The 17,506-nt window shown below is 67.6% G+C and carries 16 protein-coding genes; 7 read left to right on the forward strand and 9 right to left on the reverse strand.

Translation table 11 applies throughout. The annotated features are described in order from the left end of the window. Together ACP156_RS24545 and ACP156_RS24550 are read left to right on the forward strand one after the other, a co-directional pair. Positions 1 to 327 (forward strand): UDP binding domain-containing protein (locus ACP156_RS24545; protein WP_425053988.1); only part of this gene is annotated, 327 nt, incomplete at its 5' end. Between the two features lie 321 nt (positions 328 to 648). Further along, positions 649 to 1,665: a hypothetical protein gene (locus tag ACP156_RS24550; RefSeq protein WP_425053989.1), complete on the forward strand. Its 1,017-nt coding sequence runs from the start codon at positions 649 to 651 to the stop codon at positions 1,663 to 1,665. 397 nt (positions 1,666 to 2,062) lie between these two features. Here ACP156_RS24550 and ACP156_RS24555 read toward each other — a convergent pair whose 3' ends face one another. The 3 genes from ACP156_RS24555 to ACP156_RS24565 all read right to left on the reverse strand — a co-directional run bounded on the left by ACP156_RS24555 (position 2,063) and on the right by ACP156_RS24565 (position 4,693). Beyond that, complete coding sequence (locus tag ACP156_RS24555; protein WP_425053990.1) at positions 2,063 to 2,740, reverse strand: sulfotransferase family protein; 678 nt, start codon at positions 2,738 to 2,740, stop codon at positions 2,063 to 2,065. A gap of 111 nt (positions 2,741 to 2,851) precedes the next feature. Beyond that, positions 2,852 to 3,757: an FkbM family methyltransferase gene (locus ACP156_RS24560; protein ID WP_425053991.1), complete on the reverse strand. Its 906-nt coding sequence runs from the start codon at positions 3,755 to 3,757 to the stop codon at positions 2,852 to 2,854. Between the two features lie 81 nt (positions 3,758 to 3,838). Beyond that, complete coding sequence (locus tag ACP156_RS24565) at positions 3,839 to 4,693, reverse strand: ABC transporter permease (protein ID WP_425053992.1); 855 nt, start codon at positions 4,691 to 4,693, stop codon at positions 3,839 to 3,841. A 442-nt stretch (positions 4,694 to 5,135) separates the two neighbouring features. On the opposite strand from ACP156_RS24565, the gene ACP156_RS24570 reads away from it, so the two are divergent. Beyond that, positions 5,136 to 6,476 (forward strand): sugar transporter, encoded by a 1,341-nt coding sequence (locus tag ACP156_RS24570; protein ID WP_425053993.1) that lies wholly within the window; start codon positions 5,136 to 5,138, stop codon positions 6,474 to 6,476. A gap of 32 nt (positions 6,477 to 6,508) precedes the next feature. Next, on the forward strand, positions 6,509 to 7,177 hold the full coding sequence (locus tag ACP156_RS24575; protein ID WP_425053994.1) for an ABC transporter ATP-binding protein: 669 nt from the start codon (positions 6,509 to 6,511) through the stop codon (positions 7,175 to 7,177). 3 nt (positions 7,178 to 7,180) lie between these two features. Here ACP156_RS24575 and ACP156_RS24580 read toward each other — a convergent pair whose 3' ends face one another. Beyond that, positions 7,181 to 8,335 carry a DUF6716 putative glycosyltransferase gene (locus ACP156_RS24580; RefSeq protein WP_425053995.1) on the reverse strand — a complete coding sequence of 385 codons (1,155 nt, stop codon included), beginning with the start codon at positions 8,333 to 8,335 and terminating at the stop codon, positions 7,181 to 7,183. Then, on the reverse strand, positions 8,332 to 8,544 hold the full coding sequence (locus ACP156_RS24585; protein WP_425053996.1) for a hypothetical protein: 213 nt from the start codon (positions 8,542 to 8,544) through the stop codon (positions 8,332 to 8,334). Before ACP156_RS24585 ends, ACP156_RS24580 begins: the two co-directional genes overlap by 4 nt. Before the next feature lie 132 nt (positions 8,545 to 8,676). Here ACP156_RS24585 and ACP156_RS24590 point away from each other — a divergent pair, with 132 nt between their 5' ends. The 3 genes from ACP156_RS24590 to ACP156_RS24600 are packed head-to-tail and all read left to right on the forward strand — an operon-like array spanning position 8,677 to position 11,824. Further along, entirely contained in the window at positions 8,677 to 9,900 is a 1,224-nt protein-coding gene (locus ACP156_RS24590; protein ID WP_425053997.1) for a cytidylyltransferase domain-containing protein, read from the forward strand. Then, positions 9,897 to 10,718, forward strand: a complete 822-nt coding sequence (locus ACP156_RS24595) for an alpha-2,3-sialyltransferase (protein ID WP_425053998.1) — start codon at positions 9,897 to 9,899, stop codon at positions 10,716 to 10,718. The genes ACP156_RS24590 and ACP156_RS24595 overlap by 4 nt, the downstream gene beginning before the upstream one ends. After that, complete coding sequence (locus ACP156_RS24600; RefSeq protein WP_425053999.1) at positions 10,715 to 11,824, forward strand: AGE family epimerase/isomerase; 1,110 nt, start codon at positions 10,715 to 10,717, stop codon at positions 11,822 to 11,824. The genes ACP156_RS24595 and ACP156_RS24600 overlap by 4 nt, the downstream gene beginning before the upstream one ends. A gap of 12 nt (positions 11,825 to 11,836) precedes the next feature. Here ACP156_RS24600 and ACP156_RS24605 read toward each other — a convergent pair whose 3' ends face one another. The 4 genes from ACP156_RS24605 to ACP156_RS24620 all read right to left on the reverse strand — a co-directional run bounded on the left by ACP156_RS24605 (position 11,837) and on the right by ACP156_RS24620 (position 17,245). After that, a complete protein-coding gene (locus ACP156_RS24605) occupies positions 11,837 to 12,619 on the reverse strand; it encodes a hypothetical protein (protein WP_425054000.1) in 783 nt (260 codons plus the stop codon). A gap of 39 nt (positions 12,620 to 12,658) precedes the next feature. Continuing rightward, positions 12,659 to 14,527 carry a M10 family metallopeptidase C-terminal domain-containing protein gene (locus ACP156_RS24610; protein WP_425054001.1) on the reverse strand — a complete coding sequence of 623 codons (1,869 nt, stop codon included), beginning with the start codon at positions 14,525 to 14,527 and terminating at the stop codon, positions 12,659 to 12,661. Positions 14,528 to 14,661: 134 nt separating this feature from the next. After that, the gene (locus tag ACP156_RS24615; RefSeq protein WP_425054002.1) at positions 14,662 to 14,958 is read right to left on the reverse strand and encodes a hypothetical protein; all 297 of its coding nucleotides are present in this window, start codon (positions 14,956 to 14,958) and stop codon (positions 14,662 to 14,664) included. Between the two features lie 142 nt (positions 14,959 to 15,100). Beyond that, positions 15,101 to 17,245, reverse strand: coding sequence for a M10 family metallopeptidase C-terminal domain-containing protein (locus tag ACP156_RS24620; RefSeq protein WP_425054003.1), 2,145 nt, complete (start codon positions 17,243 to 17,245; stop codon positions 15,101 to 15,103). Positions 17,246 to 17,506 lie beyond the last annotated feature (261 nt).

The raw sequence follows: 17,506 nt of genomic DNA on the forward strand, positions 1-17,506 counted from the left end.
GCGCCCTCGCTGACCATCGTGCCCGCGCTGGTGGGCGGCGGCGCCAAGGTGCGCGCGGTCGACCCGCAGGGCATGCGCGAGGGCGAGGCGCTGCTGCCGGGCGTGCAATGGGAGGAAGACCCCTACAAGGCGGCGCGCGGCGCCGACGCGGTGGTGATCCTGACCGAGTGGAACGAATTCCGCGCCCTTGACCTGAAGCGGCTGGCCAAGAAGATGGACACCCCCCGCATGGCCGACCTGCGCAACATCTACAGCCTGCGCGACGCGAAACGCGCCGGGTTCGAGGCCTATGTCTCGGTTGGCCGTGAGGAACTGACGCCCGGATAGGAATGTGCGGCAATTCGAGCAAAGAAAAAGCCCTTAGAATTCTGAATTCTAATAATTTAAAAAAATTTTTAAAATTCGATACTTTAAATATTAAAATTCTTAATTTATTGAATAATATGAAGCCATAACTTAGATGTGGGAAATAATCGGTCTCATATGCGATGCAAACTACACATAGGCACCCAGAAAACCGGGACATCTTCTCTGCAGGATATTCTGACACGTCGTGCGCCTGACCTGTGCAAGAAAGGGGTGTGGTATCCTCGGCCGATCTTCGGGCGGAACCATTTCAAGTTGATGTGCTACGCTCAAGGCGAGGACATGATCGGATCGCACCACCGTGAACGGTTCGGCGTGGACAGCCCCGGGCGTCTGCAGGAGTTCCGCGCCCGGTTCGAGCGTGAGCTTGGAGGATCAATCCGGCGAGCGGGTCCGGACGATTGGATCGTAATGTGCTGCGAGGACCTATTCGAGCTTCGCGACGTGGACGAGGTCGGGACCCTGAAGGCGCTGGTGGGCCAGTTCTGCGACAAAACCGAAATCTTCCTGTATATCCGCCGGCAGGACAGGGCGCTGCGCAGTCTCTACTCGACGAGCCTCAAGAACGGCCAAACTCGTGAGAATGTGTTCCCTGAACCAGGCAGTAAGCAGTACGCTACCCATGACTATGCCCGAGTGCTAGCGCTTTGGACCGAAGTCTTTGGCGCCGAAAATATCCATCTTCGTATCTTCGAGAAAGACAGGCTTGTAGGCGGGGACAGCGTAAAAGATTTTCTTGAGGTCTCGGGGATCGCCGCCCGTACTAAGGGGCTTGACCTTGAAACGCCGCGCTCTAACCGGTCTCCGGACGAGATCAGCCTACACATTCTGAGAGAATTCAACCGCCGCTACCCCGAGGGCGCGATGCGCGGGAAGTTTGGCGAGTATCTCGGCGACCTGTTCCCTGGCTCCGGGATGCCGGTCACCCGCGCCGAGGCGCAGGACTGCCTTGCGCATTTCAACGAGAGTAACCAGAAGATCGCCGAGACGTACTTTGACACCGCCGAGTTGTTCGACGTGTCAGACCTCGATCAGCTGCCCGACAAGATAGTTTGGAAGGAAGTCCGTGCCGATAATGTGATCGAGCGTTTCGCGCAGGTTTGGGCCGCTCGGATGAACGATTTCGAGCAGGATAAACAGCGCCAGATCAAAATTGAGCAGGGGCTACGTCGGAGGCTCTCGGAACTCGAAACGGAAGTGCAGAAACTAAAAGCTGCCGCAGTGGCCCCATCTATGCTGCACCTGATGAAGAAAGCCGTGCCGCGCTCGATCCGCAGGGCGATCAGGGCCCGGCTCTGAGGGGCGTGCGACGGCGTCGCCGAAAGGCCGTGCCAAGTTGCATTTTAGAAAATTCCCGTCCTTTTCGTTCTGTGCTGGAAAATCGGCTGTTTCTAGAAACGCCTTCGGGAGACCGGCGCGGTTCGACCTGCTCGCGGGTCCGCTGTCGGGCGCGACTCGCTGATCGGAGCTAGGGCCGACGGCGACCGGATTACAATCTTGTGCACTGGCGAGGACCAGCTATTGCTGGCCCCGCGCTATGGAAGAGCACCCTGTCGGCGCAGAAGATGGTGAACGGGCGCGCCAATGCCAAAGGCGGCGGGATCGAGCGGGACTTCGGCGGCAGCGACAGTCTGCGGTAGGGCCGCGTTACCTCGTTCGGCGCGCTGGCAGGCAGCATCGTGTTTCTCTGACGCCGCTAGGCAAGTCGGCGCAGCTCGTACGGGTAGAAGCGCGCGAAATCGTCGTGGTAACGCCGGATGATCTTCTCCAGCACCGAGCGCGGCAGCCTGTCGGCGATGTCGGGTTGCGCTTTGGCGCGCACGTTCTTGGGCCACAGCGGTGGCACCCGCCGCCCGGTCCGCACCCGCATTTCATAGCGGATGTGGTTCCAGTCGGGTACGATCGTCTCGACACGTCCAACGAAATCCGGCAGCACTTGGCCGTCTAGCGTTAGAATCGATGTCTGCGAACGCACGTGGATGTTGCTATCGGCGTCAACGGTCTCAGCCACCCGGTCGACGAAACTGGCAAAATCCATCCCCGGCGTCACCCCCATCTTCTTGAAGCGAGGCGACAGCGGGCGGTTCTCGACGATCTTGTTGTTCCACGCGGAATACAGCCGCGCCACCGGGTTGCGGACGAAGCTGAAGCACCAAGGCCGGTCGGGCCCCGCCTGCAGCAGGGCAAACTCCACAGGGGTCAGGCACTGCGCCGTCCCGGGTGGCTGTGCGGCCCAGAACCTGTCCTTGTTGGGCACAAGGTTGGGTTCGGCCTCGGGCGGGGTAATACTGAACCGCTTGGCCAGCAGGAACCGGACCGAGGAATTAGCCGCCTTGGGCACCCGGCAGTATGCAAGCCCCAGCTGCGGCAGCATCAGATAGTGACGCTCTCGCACCGGGGTAGGGCCGGCAGTGGTCGGAGGTTCGGATGACATCGTGCGTAGTACCTTCCTTCTTAAGCCGCGACCGCTCCGGCCCGGGCGCGGTCAGCCTGGCAGGATGGCCGACAGCTCTGCCTTTCGGTCGGGGTGAACGAACAGGAAGTTGCGATTGCCTGCGCTGCGGATATTGTTCGCTTCACCCGCGCCGGCCACTGGTACGGTTCTCTGCTCGTCCTCGAGGAGCAGGTGACAGTCATAGCCCAGGTCCTCGAAGATCACGAAGACCTCCCCCCGGCCCACGTCGCGGCGTAGGATCTCGCACAGCACCGTGGGTTTCGTCGCCGCCAGCGTCCCGGCCGCGCCGGTCAACGCCAGCGCCTCGTGGCCCTCGACGTCGATCTTGATCAGGTCGACCTTTTCCTTGGCGCACAGCGTGTCGATCATCTCGGTCTGCAGCCACTTCTTGCGCGGCTTGCGGTTCTGCAGCTTCTTGTCCTTCAGCGAAGCGCCCTTTGACATCATCTGCGGCCCGAGGTTCAGGTTGATCACGCTCCAGCCCGAGCGGTCCGACACGCCGACGTTCTCGCCCTTGATGACGGCGCTCATGCCGTTGGCCTGTATGTTGACCATCAGCCGGGCATAAATGAAGTCGACCGCCTCGAAAGCGCGGATCCGCGCCTTGGGGTTGGCCCGCGCCGCGGCCAGCGAGAACAGCCCCACGTGCGAGCCGATGTCGAGGATCGTCGAAGCCTTGCGGCACAGCTTCATCCAAAGATCGAGGCTGAAGGGCTCTTCCTGAAAGCCGTCGATCCACAGATAGGCCAGCGCGGTCAGGTCGTCGTTGTTGCAAAACAGGCTGACCGGCTCGCCGCCGGGCAGTGGGATGTCGATGAAGCCGTGATAGGGATACTGCTTGCGGCAGTCTTGCAACTGCGCGACGTCGGTCAGCCCGGCCTTCTCGATCTGCTCCAGCGTTTCACGGTTCCGCGCCTCGACAGTGTTGCTTCGCATGCTGGGGGATCTCCGGTCAGATTATGGCCCGGTTGGCTCTAGCAAGAAGCCCGCCCCTAGTCCATCGACCGCCCCGGCGGGTCACAGGGTCATCAAACGGCGGTGGTATCTGCGCAGTAGCAGCAGGCCGAAGAAGGTGGTCCCCAGCGCGATCGCAAGCACATAGGGGATCGAGACATAGGTGGCCTGATAATAAGAAAAGAACCCGGTCCGCGACAGGCCGGTCAGATGCGCCAGTGGGTTGAACCACAAAAAGTTGCGGGCGAATTCAGGCAGGTCCTCGTAGATGTAGATCACCGCCGACACGATCATCAGCGGCCGGGTAACCATGCCCCAGACCGATTTCCACACCGGGTACAGTTCGAACAGCAGGCAGTTCAGCGTGCCGATCCCGAAGCCAAGGAAGGCGGCCAGCGCGAAAGCGGTCAGCACCGGCACCACGTCCAGCAGCAGCCGGATCTCGTGGAACCAGATCACCCCCGACAGGATCAGGAAGCTGACCAGCAGCTGCGTCATCACCGACAGGATGAGCCGCGCCAGCAGCGCGTCCATGTAGGACACTGCCGGATAGACCAGCAGCCCCCGCGAATAGCGCAGCGCGTTCGAGGTAACCTGCTGGCAGTCGGTGTACATCCGGTACGGCAGGAAGCCGGTGGCGTAGAACAGCACGAAATCGGTGCCCAGCGACGGTGTGCGGAACATCAGCCCGAAGGCCAGCGACAGCACGAGGATCATGCCCAGCGGTTCGAGGATCGCCCAGATGTAGCCGCCCGGCGAGCGGCCGTAGGTCGAGGCCATCTCGCGCAGGACCAGCGCGGTGATGGTGCGCAGGTTCTGGAACCGGCGCTGCGGCCGCGCCTTCAGAAGCGCGGGCGGCGGGCCAGACGGGGGGCTGGGGGGCAGGGTCTGCGCCATCGAGGCGGAGCTGTCAGTCATGCGGATCGCTGGAAACCGGGGCCGGGATGTGCCATGCATAGGCAAATCGTTGTTCGCGGATTATATTGGGATATTCCGCAGACACCAGTGCCCGCAGTCACTGGCACCCGGCGCGGCGAAAACGAACCGGGGGCGACAGAACAAGAACCGGAGACACCCGAGCACCGTGCCCGACCACGTATCACGCCCCGCCCGTCCTCCCTCGGCCGAGCCCGAAACTGGATCCAAGCCCGCGGGCGCGCCCGACGCCCCGGCCAAGGCCAAGGCGCCCCCCCGCGATCCGGCCGCCGCCCCCGCGCGCGGACCCAATACAGGCTCTAATGCGGGCCCCGAACAGGGTCAGACCGCACCCAAGGGTCCCGGAAAAGGCCCCGGAACCGGGCCAGGAAAAGGGCCGGGCAAGGGCCCAGGTAAGGGGCCGGGCAAAGCTGGCCTGTCGGTGGTGCAGGGCCGCGCCGGCGGTCCGAATGCCGCCCCCGGGGCAGACGCGCCGGAACAAGACGTCGAGGCGCCCCGCCGCAAGAAGCCCGGGCGCGACGCGAACCTGCCCGCCCGCACCGACGGCGACAAAGTGCCGGCCAAGCGCCGCAAGGCGAAGGTGCCCGACCGGGTCGCCGAGCCCGACGCCGAGATGACCCCGAAGCGGCCGGTGCCGCCCCCCGCGATGGCCGCGCGCCCGCGCGCCCGCCACCGGGCGATCCTGCTGACCTTCCTGCTGTTCGTGGCGCTGCCCGTCGGCGTCGCCGCCTGGTACCTGTGGAACCGCGCCGAGGACCGCTATGCCTCGGAGCTGGGCTTCACCGTGCGCCAGGAAGAGGCGCCCTCGGCGGTCGATTTCCTTGGCGGGCTCAGCAACATGTCCAGTTCGGGCGCCTCGGACACCGAGGTGCTGTACAAGTTCATCCAAAGCCCCGAGCTGGTCCAGAGTATCGACGCCGAACTGGACCTGCGAGGTCACTATTCCCAGTATTTCGACACTGATCCGGTGTTTTCCTACAATCCCGCCGGCACCATCGAGGACCTGACGGCCTATTGGCGGCGCACCGTGCGGATCTCGTACGATCCGGGCACCGGGCTGATCGAACTGCAGGTACTGGCCTTCGATCCGCAGATGGCGCAGGACATCGGCAACCGGATCCTCGCAGAAAGCTCGCGGGTGATCAACGAGCTGAACGCCGTCGCCCGCGAGGACGCGATGCGCTATGCCCGCGAGGAGCTGGAGCTGGCCAAGTCCGAGCTGCGCACCGCCCGCGAGGAACTGACCTCGTTCCGGTCGCGCACCCGGATCGTCGATCCCGGCGCCGACCTGCAGGGTCAGATGGGCCTTCTGACCACGCTGCAGCAGCAGCTGGCGCAGGCGCTGATCGAACTGGACATGCTGAACTCGACCTCGACGGTCAACGACCCGCGCCGCACCCAGGCCGAGCTGAAGATCGACATCATCCGCCGCCGCATCGAGGAGGAACGCGCCAAGTTCTCGGGCGACGGCGCGATCGACGGCGAGGGACAGGACTATGCCTCGCTGGTGGCCGAGTTCGAACGGCTGGCGGTGGAACGCGAATTCGCCGAACAGGCCTATACCTCGGCCCTGTCCGCCTATTCCGGCGCCCGCGCCGAGGCGGAACGCCAAAGCCGCTATCTTGCGCCCTATGTCCGGCCGACGCTGGCCGAGCGGTCGCAGTACCCCCAGCGCGAGATCGTGCTGGCGCTGGTCGCCGCCTTCGCGCTGCTGGCCTGGGCCGTGATGGTGCTGGTCTACTACTCGCTGCGCGACCGCCAATGATGTGATGCCAGTGACACGATGGCAATAACGCGATGATCCGGCTGGAGAACCTGTCGATGGGGTTCCGGACCCGGCGCGGCTATAAACAGCTGTTCCGGGACGTGAACCTGACCCTGCCGACGGGCCGGTCGGTGGCGCTTCTGGGCCGCAACGGCGCGGGCAAGTCGACGCTGCTGCAGATCATCGCCGGCGCGGTGGAACCCACCGGCGGGCGGGTGATCTCGGACGGCACGATCTCGTGGCCGGTGGGCTTCGGCGGCAGCTTCAACAAGAACATGACCGGGGCGCAGAACATCCGCTTCATCGCCCGGGTCTACGGGGTCGACACCACCGAGCTGCTGAACTTCGTCGCCGAGTTCGCCGAGCTGGGCGCGCATTTCCACATGCCGGTGCGCAGCTATTCCTCGGGGATGAAATCGCGGCTGACCTTCGGCGCCTCGATGGGAATCCAGTTCGACACCTACCTCGTGGACGAGGTGACGGCGGTGGGCGACAAGGCGTTCCGCGAACGCAGCGCCGAGGTGTTCAAGGCGCGGATGGCCGACAGCAGCGCCATCGTGGTGTCGCACTCGATGGGGCAGATCAAGCAGCTGTGCGACGCCGCCGTGGTGCTCGAGCGGGGCGAGATGACCTGGTACGACGATGTCGAACGGGCGATCGCCGTGCACGAGGGCAACATGGACGGCGAACAGGCCGCCTGAGCCTTACCCCTTCGCCTGCACCTGGTCCGGCGGCGGGATCATCCGCCCCACCGCGACGGGACGGGCGCGGAATGCGCCGATCGCCTCTTCCACCTGCTCGGCCAGCCGTTCGGCGGGGCAGAAAAGCGTCTCTGTCCAGGCCGGATCGGGCGTTTTCGCCTGCAGCCGCAGCACCTCGGCCGTGTCGGCGACCAGCCCGCTTTCGCCGAACAGCCGCCGCATCGGCGGCACCAGCGGATCAAGGTAGCTTTCGACGTAATCGAGATACACCAGCGCCGGCACCCCCGCGCGCACAAGATCGACCGCGGCGGTCGAGGTGCAGGTGATCCCCACCGCCGCGCGGGTCAGCACCGCGTCCATCGGGTCGGCGGTCAGCTTCAGGTTCCCCGGCAGGTCGCCCATCTCTTTCATCAGGGCCGGATAGGGGTATTCCTCGCGATGCAGGTGGCCGGTGTTCTCGTGCGGCAGGTGGCGCAGCTTCAGCCAGACGGTGCGGTCCGGATCGGCCCGCGCGATGGCGGCCAGCATCCGCAGCAGGTGCAGCCGGGCGCGTTTCGTCGGCGGCGAGATCGCCTGCGCGAAGAAATACACGTCGCGCCGCTCGGCCAGATCGGCGGGCGGCGCCCCCGGCGCCAGAAAGGTCGGATGGCCGAAGCCAAGGTACTGCGGCCCGGTGTCGGCGGTCTCGGCATGTTTGCGGTAACGGCCGATGTCGCCCTTCGGCACGACGAACACCGCGTCGGCGGCATGGCGGTTTGCGAACCCCCGCTCGGGGTCGAACTCCAGCCCGCCCTGGAAGGCGATCACCGCCGGGCGGTTCGCGCCATAGCGGACATGGGGCATCCGGCTCATGTCGCGCAGCGCCGCGAACATGCGCGAGGTGACGATCGCGTCGAACTCGGCCAGCGGCGCCGCCTGCCGGAAGGCGTCGGTGTGCAGCAGCACGTCCGGCCCGTTCGGCAGCACCGCGGTCATCTGGCGATAGGACAGGTCGGAATCGTTGGTCACCCAGCCGGTGACCAGCTCGTGCCCCCGGTCCGCCAGCACCGCGCGCATCCGCTGCACGAAGAACAGGGTGGAATCGTCGACGAAGGGCAGCAGGATCCGCGCCCGCGCGCCAGAGGCGGCGGTGGCAGAGCCGGTGATCGCGGGGATCATCGGCCGGTCTCCCGCTCGAAGGCCGCCAGCGCCGCCTCGGCCGCCTGATCGTGCGCCCGGTGCGCCGGGTTGCGGCGGCGGACCGAGGTCTCGGCCTCCTTCACCATCCGCCGCGCCGGCTGCAGCACGGGGGCGACCAGCGGCCGGTTGCTCAGGCGGTACAGCCACAGCCCGGCGGGGGTCTTGGCGAATTTTCGGACGAGGCTCATGGCGGTTCCGGCGATGGATGCGGGTCCCGTCCACTTACCCCATCCGGCCCCCGCGTTGAAAGGGCAACGGGTTCCCAACGCTCGTAAATTCCCGTATCCCGTACCGAAAAGGCAAAAGGACGGGCAGGGCGCATGAGCACGGGTTCCACGGCGGCAGTCATCCTCGCACGCGGCGGCTCCAAAGGGGTGCCGGGCAAGAACCTGCGCAAGGTCGGAGGCGTGTCGCTGGTCGGCCGCTCGGTGCGCGCGGCGCGGGCCGCGGTCTCGGTCGACGCGGGCGTCTGGGTCTCGACCGACGACGCCGCCATTGCCGCCGAGGCGCGGCTGCACGGCGCGGACGTGATCGACCGCCCCGCCGAGATTTCCGGCGACACCGCCACCTCCGAGGCCGGCTGGCTGCACGCGATGGACGAGATCCGCAAACGGCACCCCGGGCTGGCGCGGCTGGTGCTGTTGCAATGCACCTCGCCCTTCACCACCGCCGGCGACATCGAGGCGGTGCTGTACGCGCAGGCCGACCGGGGCGCGGACTGCGCGCTGTCGGTGGTGCCGGACCACGGATTCCTCTGGCGCAGAGACGAAAACGGCTTCGCGCGCGGCACCAACCACGACGAGACGCAGCAGCGCCAGCGGCGGCAGGACCTTGAGCCCGTGTTCCGCGAATCCGGCGCGATCTACACCGTGAACACCGACGCTTTCGAACGGGTCGGCCGCCGTTTCTGCGGCTCGGTCGCGATGTGCGAGGTCGACCACCCGCCGTTCGAGATCGACAGCACCGACGACCTTGCGCTGGCCACCGCCGTCGCGGTGCAGCGCGGCACCGGCGGCATCGACGCGGACCGTCTGAAGGGGATCCGCGCGGTGGTGATGGATTTCGACGGGGTCCACACCGACGACCTGGTGCACACCAACCAGGAAGGCACCGAAAGCGTGCGCACCTCGCGCGGCGACGGGCTGGGGCTGGAGATGCTGCGCAAGCGCACCGGCCTGACGCTGATGATCCTGTCGAAAGAGACCAACCCGGTGGTGCTGGCGCGGGCGCGCAAGCTGAAGATCGAAGCCTTCGGCGCGGTCGAGGACAAGGCCACCGCGCTGGCCCAGTGGTGCGCCAAGAAGGGCCTGTCAGAGACCGAGGTGCTGTATGTCGGCAACGACCTGAACGACGCGCCGGTGATGGCGGTGGCGGGGCTGGCCGCGTGCCCGTCCGACGCCCAGCCCGCGATTCAGGCGGTGGCCGACTGGATCCTGCCGCTGCCCGGCGGCAAGGGCGCGCTGCGGTCGATGGCCGAGCGCCTGCTCGAGGTGCATGGCGCCGAAACCGGCGCCCCCGCGCGTTCGGAAACGGATCGGGAATGACCGGCGACGCCCCCGCTACCGTGCCCGTCACGGTAGTTGCCGGCAGCGGACCGTCGCTTGCCGCCATCGACCCGGGCCGGGTGCTGGCCACGGACCGCATCATCCGGGTCAACAACTTCTTCTTCGAGGACCGCTTTCACCTCGGCCGCCGGGTGGACGTGGCCTATGTCTCGGGCGACCCGCGCGTGGTGCCCTTCCTGTGCGCCACGCTGAAGAAGGCGCGCGCCCAGTACGACCTGCGCGCATGGTCCGCCCCCGGCGGCCGGGTGACGCGGATCGCGCGGCGCCACCTCGGGCCGCTGCCCTACCGCCCGATGCGCCCCGCCGACGCCGAAACCGAGGCCCGGATCGCCCTGCTGACCGACCGCTACGGCGTGAAGCCGTCCAGCGGGGTGCAGGCGCTGCTGCTGGCGCATGCGATGGGCGCGCGGCGGATCGTCCTTGCCGGAATCGATCTCTATTCAACGGAAAACCGCTATGTTTACACCCCCGGCCGCCATCAGCGCGACCTGCTGGGCGACGACCTTGGCCAGCGGGCCTGGGACCTGCGGCTGCACCATCCCGACTTCGACCGCGCCCTGATCGGCTGGCTGGCCGAGCGGCCCGGCCTGACCCTGTGGCGCGCCGCCGACGTGCCCGCGCTGAACGACCTCGTCGACCTGGCGCCGGAACGCGAGGGCGCGCGGATCGTCGTGGAGCCGAAAGAGCAGATCGAGGACTGGGCCGGCTGGGCCGGCGCCTATCCGATCGGCCTGCTGAAGATCCTGCGCCGCCTGCGCCGCTGGCAGCGCACCCTGACCGGAGACCTGCCGCGATGACCCAGACGCCTCTCGTTCACGCGGACCGTGTCCGCACCTGGCTTTGTGATCACGCCCTGCCCTTGTGGTCCACCGCCGGCATCGACCCGTCGGGCGCCGGCGCGTGGGAAGCGCTGGAGCATGACGGCACCCCGCAGCGGTCCCGCGACAAGCGGCTTCGGGTGATGCCCCGGCAGGCCTTCGTCTTCGCCTCGGCCCACATGGCGGGGCAGGGGGATTACCTTGCCCTTGCGCGCGACCTGTTCGGTTTCGCGATGACCCGCGGTTTCGACCCGGACACCGGCCATCTCGCCGCGCGCCTGTCCCCCGCCGGCGATATCCTGAACGCGCCGCACGACCTTTACGATCTTGCCTTCATGCTGCTGGCCGCCGCCGCGCTGACAGAGGCGGGGATCGATACCTCGGACGCGCTTTCGCGGCTGAAACAGTCCCTGAATCAGCTGAAAGCGCCGCGTGGCTGGTACGAGGACGCGGCCCACAGCCTGCCGCGCCGGCAGAACCCGCACATGCACCTGTTCGAGGCCGCGACCGAGCTGTTCCGCGTCACCGGCGATCCCGACTGGCGCGCGGTGGCCGACGAATGCCTTGGCCTGTTCGCCGAGGTCTTCCTGCAGCCCGACGGCCGGGTGCTGGAGTTCTACACCAGGGACTGGACCCCGGTCACGGAAGGGCAGGCGGTCGAGCCGGGCCACATGGCGGAATGGGTCTGGCTGCTGGACCGCTACGAACTGGCAACGGGGCAGGGGGCTGGCGCCGAAGCTGGCATCGACGCTGACGCGATGTTCGGCGCCGCCATCGCGGCCCGCGACGGCGCGGGTCTGCTGCCCGACAGCCTGCTGCCCGCCTCGGACAGCCGCCGCACATGGCCGCAGACCGAACTGCTGAAAGCCTGTCTCGCCCGCCGCCGGCAGGGCAAGCCCGAGCTTCTGCACCCCGACGCGGTGCTGGCCCCGATGTTCGCGGAATATCTCGAAACGCAGGTCCCCGGCGGCTGGTACGACAAGCGCGGGCTGGACGGGCGGCTGCTGTCCACGGACATGCCGTCCTCGACCTTCTACCACCTGCACGGCGCCTGCACCGCCTATCTGGCGGCGGCAGAGGACTAGCGCCGGGAAAGCCTAGGCCGTCACCTCGGTCAGGGTCGCCGCCTCGCCCGACCGGGCCAGGCGCCAGGTGCGCGGCCGGAACGCGGGCAACGCGGCGCCATGCGTCTCGAACCAGGCGATAAACGCCTTCGGATCGGTCAGCGGGGCCTCTTGCCGCCGCATCTCGACCGGGCAGCGCGTCCACCATTCGGTGCGCCGCATCGCCGCCGCAAGCCGGGCGGCCTCTGCCGGGTCGTCCCCGGCGATCTTGCGGAACCGCGCCGACAGCCGCCGCGCGGGCAGCCCGCCCCAGATCTCGTAGTCCGGCACCGACCGGTTCAGCAGCGCGCCAAGCGCCAGCACCGCGCCGCTGCCGACCTCAAGCGTATCGGTCACCGACACCCGGTCGCCGATCCACACGTCGTGCCCGATGGTCACCCGCAGCCCCTGAATCCGGTCCGACCGCCAGCGGTTGTTCGACACGATCTCGCGGTAGGGGGGATGAAAGCCGAACCGGCTGGACCCGTCATAGGCCATCGGGTGCGAGGTGACCCAGTCGGTCGGGTGCTGGGTGTGACCGATCTCCAGCCGCTGCCCGATGGAACAGAACCGGCCGATCCGCGTGTTGCGGATCATGCCGTTGCCGCCGGTGTAGGTATAGGCGCCGATGCGGCACCGGCCCATGATCGTCACCTTCAGCGCGACCGGCTCCTCGTAGACCAGTTCGCCCTTCAGCAGGTCCAGCGACGGCAGGCTGAGCCCGTAGGCCTCCAGCGCCTTCGCGCGGGTGATCGGGATTTCCCCTTCGTCCGACATGCCGGGTCCGCCTGTGCCGCTGGATTCACCCGCCACTGGTTACAGCAGGAAGTCCTGCTCCGTCACCCCGGTCGTGCCCTGCAGCGTGACGCGCAGGTCGGAACTGCCGTCGCCGTTGGCATCGACGAAAACCATCGTGCCGCCGCCGGTCTCGGCGGTGCGGGCGCTGGGGCCGCTGCCGGTCAGCGCGCCGCCGATGGACAGCGTCAGCCCCGCCGCCAGCGCCGACAGGTCGACATGATCCGTCCCGGTCTCGAAATCGGTGATCACGTCCTCGTCCGCCCCGATGGCCGAATCCGATACAGTCTCGAACACGAAGATATCCGCGCCGCTGCCCCCCGTCAGGGTGTCGGCCCCGGCGCCGCCGGTCAGGGTGTCGTTCTGCGCCCCGCCCGACAGGGTGTCGTCGCCCGAGCCGCCAAGGACCGCGTCATAGCCGTCGCCGCCCGAGATCTCGTCGTCGCCGCTGCCGCCCAGCAGCGTGTCGCCGCCCGACTCTCCGGTGATCGTGTCGTCGCCGCCGCCGCCGTGGATCCAGTCGCCGCCCTTGCCGCCCCACAGGTCGTCCCTGCCCGCGTTGCCATAGATCGTGTCGGCGCCGCTGCCGCCCTCGGCCTTGTCGTCGCCCACGTCGCCGACCAGAAGATCGGTGCCCTGTCCGCCCTTCAGCAGGTCGTCCCCGATGCCGCCGTACAGCGCGTCCTTGTCGTCGTCGCCGCGCAGGGTGTCGTCGCCATAGCTGCCGTACAGCCCGTCGTTGCCGGCGCCGCCGTCGATCTTGTCGTTGCCGCGCTGGCCATGGATCGTGTCGGCGCCGCCGATCCCGTTGATGGTGTCGTTGCCGAACCGGCCAAGGATCTCGTTGCCGGCGTCATTGCCGTCGATCGTGTCGTTGCCGGTGCCGCCGATCACGTTCTCGATCAGCGAGCGCGCGTCGCCCTGGTACTGCAGCGCGTTGTAGATGTTGCCCGCGGCATAGTTGCCGTCGCCGAGGTTGGCCTGCTGCACCGCGCTGAACAGCGACGCGCCGCCGGGGGCGAGATCGACCTGCACCCCGGTGGAATAGGCGCTGAGATCGTAGGTGTCGGTGCCGCCGCCGTCCCAGATCGTGGCGAAGATCCGGTTGGCGCCGGGGCTCAGCGCCACCGCGCCGTCGATCAGCGTGTCGCCCGATCCCGGCGTCCACGCATAGACCGTGTCGCCGCTGTTGGTGCTGAAATTCGCCCCGTACTTGTACTGCAGCGCCGCGATGTCGAGCATCATGTAGGTCTGCGCATAGCCCCATGTCTCGTTCGAGTAGCCGCCCACCAGCGGGTCCCCGACATAGGACTTGTAGGTCATCACCGAGAATTCCATCGCGTCCCACTCGGTGGGCAGCGCGCCATAGTCGGTCGCCTCGTGGCCGTGCTCCAGCCCCAGCGCATGCCCCAGCTCGTGCACCAGGGTCAGCCAGGCGTAATTGCCGATGACCGGGTTGGTATAGTCATAGCCGCCGGCCGAGGTGAACCACACGTCCCCCGAGGCCGCGCCGCCGCCGGGAAAGTAGCTCCAGGCGGTGCTGTAGCCATAGGGGTCGTCGGTGGTCTGCGCGACGCGGACCGACGCGCCGACGCCGGAGGCCGCAGAGATCGACAGGTTGGTGAACCCCTCGACCGAGAAGCCGTCGGCGGCGGCGCTGCCCCACGCGGTGTCGAGGATCGCCGCCACCGCCGTCGCCATCGTTCCGCTGACCGCGAAGAACCCGGTGTGCTCGCCGGCGCCGTAGGACGCGGTGTCATAGTATTCCCACACGTCCGAGGGGGCGCTGTAGGTGATCGCGCCGCTCCACTGGGTGTCCTCGATGAGACCGTCGATCAGGGGGTCGCCGCTTGCCGGGGTATAGGTGGTGCTGCTGTAGATGCCGCTCATCGCGTCCGTCGTCCTGCCTGAAGATGCCTGCGGGGCCTGCGCCGGCCCCGGTCTGTTCTGCGTCGGCCCCGCGGGCCCGCCGGGTCTTGCCGCCCGGCTGGTCGTCCCGGAACCGATCTGGAACCGGTCCGGGTCTAGTCCTGCGGCGGAGCCGTCTTGCCCTGCAGCGCCGCCAGCCGGTCCCGTGCGGGCGCGGCCAGAGGGTGATCCGGGTGGCGCGCCAGGAACAGGGTCCAGGCCTCTGCCGTGCCGGCCTTTTCGGCGCTGTCGAATTCCTCGCGGATCGCGATGTTGCCGTCGCGCGCCGTATTGGCGTCCTGCCCCGCCGCGGCCTCCGTTCCCGCGGCGACGCCCGTCTTCGTCCCCGCGAAGGCGGCGGCCGCAACAAGGGCGATCACCGGGACCGCCGTCAGGGTCGGGGTAAGCTTCATGGCGCTCGGATACAACGTTCCCAAACGGAAATGGAGCCCCGAAACGCATTTCGGCGCGAGTTTTTAACCGAATCTTAACGAATCTGTGAACGGCCTTTGCGCCGGTCTCTCCGAACGCGGAGCCCCGGTCAGGGCGTTTCCATCACAGGATGAAATCGCCCGCCGTGACGCCCGTGGCGTCCTGCAGCGTGACGCGCAGGTCGGAACTGCCGTCGCCGTCGGCATCGACGAAGACCATGGTATCGCCGCCCGCCTCGGCGGTGCGGGCGCTGGGGCCGGTGCCGGTCAGCCCGCCGCCGATGGACAGCGTCAGCCCCGCCGCCAGCGCCGACAGGTCGACATGATCCAGCCCGGTCTCGAAATCGGTGATCAGGTCCTCGCCCGCGCCGATGGCCGAATCCGATACGGTCTCGAACACGAAGACATCCGCGCCGCTGCCCCCCGTCAGGGTGTCGGCCTGCGCGCCGCCGGTCAGGGTGTCGCCGCCCGAGCCGCCCGCGATCAGGTCATAGCCGTCGCCGCCCGTGACCGCGTCCGCGCCGCTGCCGCCGGTCAGCGTGTCATTGCCCGCGTCGCCCGCGATCACGTCGGTCCCGGCGCCGCCGTGGATCCAGTCGCCGCCGGTGCCGCCCGACAGGTCGTCCTTGCCGGCGTTGCCATAGATCGTGTCGGCGCCGCCGCCGCCCGTGGCGGTGTCGTCGCCCACGTCGCCGACGATATGGTCGGTGCCCTGATCGCCCTGCATCAGGTCGTCCCCGATGCCGCCATACAGCACGTCCTTGCCGTCGCCGCCCAGCAGCGTGTCGTCGCCATAGCCGCCGTACAGACCGTCGTTGCCATGGCCGCCGTCGATCGTGTCATGGCCCCGCTGGCCATAGATCCGGTCGTCGCCCGCGCCGCCGTCGATCGTGTCCTCGCCGAACTTGCCCAGGATCTCGTTGGCGGCGTCGTTGCCGCCGATCGCGTCGCTGCCGGTGCCGCCCACCGCGTTCTCGATCAGCGCGCCGAAGGCGATCGACAGGTTGCCGACCAGCCCGCCCACGTCCGAGAACACGCCCGCCACCAGGCTGACCGCCTGATCCATCGAGAAGCCCGACAGGTCCAGCGTGTCGGTGCCGCCGCCGTCCCAGATGCACAGCACCGGGTCGTCGTTGACGGTGAAGTCGTAGATGCCGCCGACGGTGCAGTTGAAGCCATAGATGCTGTCGCCCGACTCGTGGTCGGAATTGACGCCGTACAGCTGCTGCAGCGCGAGGATGTCGAACAGCAGCAGCCCGTCGGCATAGCTCGAGAAGCTTTCGGTGGTGTTCGCCTCGTCGAAATAGCTCATCACCGTGTACTGCTGGCTGTCCTCGGTGAAGCGCGCGTGCTGGGCATAGGTGATCGAGACGCCGGGCCCCGCGTTGTAGTCGCCCGGATGCGACAGGCCCATCGCGTGGCCCACCTCGTGCAGGATGGCGAAATGGCTGAAGGTGCCGGTGGGCAGCGCGGTCTGGCTGATCGAGGTGTTGTTCAGCCAGACGTCGCCCGCGGCCGCCGCCGAGGCGGTCGAACCCGGGTAATACGCGAAAGCGCCCGCGCCGTCGCTGCTCGAGGTATAGGCCCCGAACAGCATGGTCGCGTCGTCCGAGGTGCCGCCAGCGTTCACCTGCACGAAGGTCACGTCGGCCACCGCCGAAAAAGAGGCCAGCACGTCGGCCACGGCGGCGGCCTGCGCGGCCGACAGCGTCTCGAAGGTGACGCTGTTGCCGCTGGCGTCGGCCGCCGGGCCGCTGGCGCGCAGCGCCCAGGTGATCGTGGCCCCGGTGCCGCTGGCGCCGCTCCACGAAGTGTCCGAGCGCATCAGCACGCCCGCCGCCATGTAGGCGTCATAGCTGGCGCGGCCGCCCTCGACGAAGGACACGCCGTAGGCGCCCCCCTGCGAGGTCTCCCAGGACTGCGCGTCGACGTAATAGATGCCGGTATAGGTCGCGGTGAAGGTCAGGTTCGAGAACAGAAAGCCCGGATAGCCCGCGTCGTCGTTCTCGTCCACCAGCGCGCCCGAGGCGTCGCGCAGCCGCAGATAGGTGTCGTCCACCCCGTCGTCCAGCGCGCCGATACCGGTCAGGCCGATGGTATAGGTCTGCCCCGCCTCGACCTCGATGGCGATCCAGTCGCTGTCGGTCGGGCTGTTCAGAAAGCCCCGGAACCACGCGCCCGGCAGAAGCCCATAGGCGGTGCCGACGCCGGCAAGCGCGTCGGAAGTCTCGGTCAGGTAGCTGCCCGAAGGGGCGGGGGAGGAACTCATGGGGCGGGCTCCCTTGCCATTGCGCCAGCGCGTCGTCTCGCCGGGTCCTGACCGGGGCCTTGCCGGAGGTTTACCGGAAGTTAACCCATCGTTCAGCCCTGTGCGATATGATCGCGGAAGGGGCGCGTCGGGGCGCCGGGCCGCGCGGAAATCGCGGGTCCTGCCGCCACCGCGGGACGCACCCCCGGAAACGGCGTGACCTTATGCAGCCAGATACGGCAACAAGATGGCGGGCGACGAAAGTTTGGGAACGATTTTCGG

Source organism: Psychromarinibacter sp. S121, from assembly GCF_049801035.1.
GTDB lineage: Bacteria > Pseudomonadota > Alphaproteobacteria > Rhodobacterales > Rhodobacteraceae > Psychromarinibacter.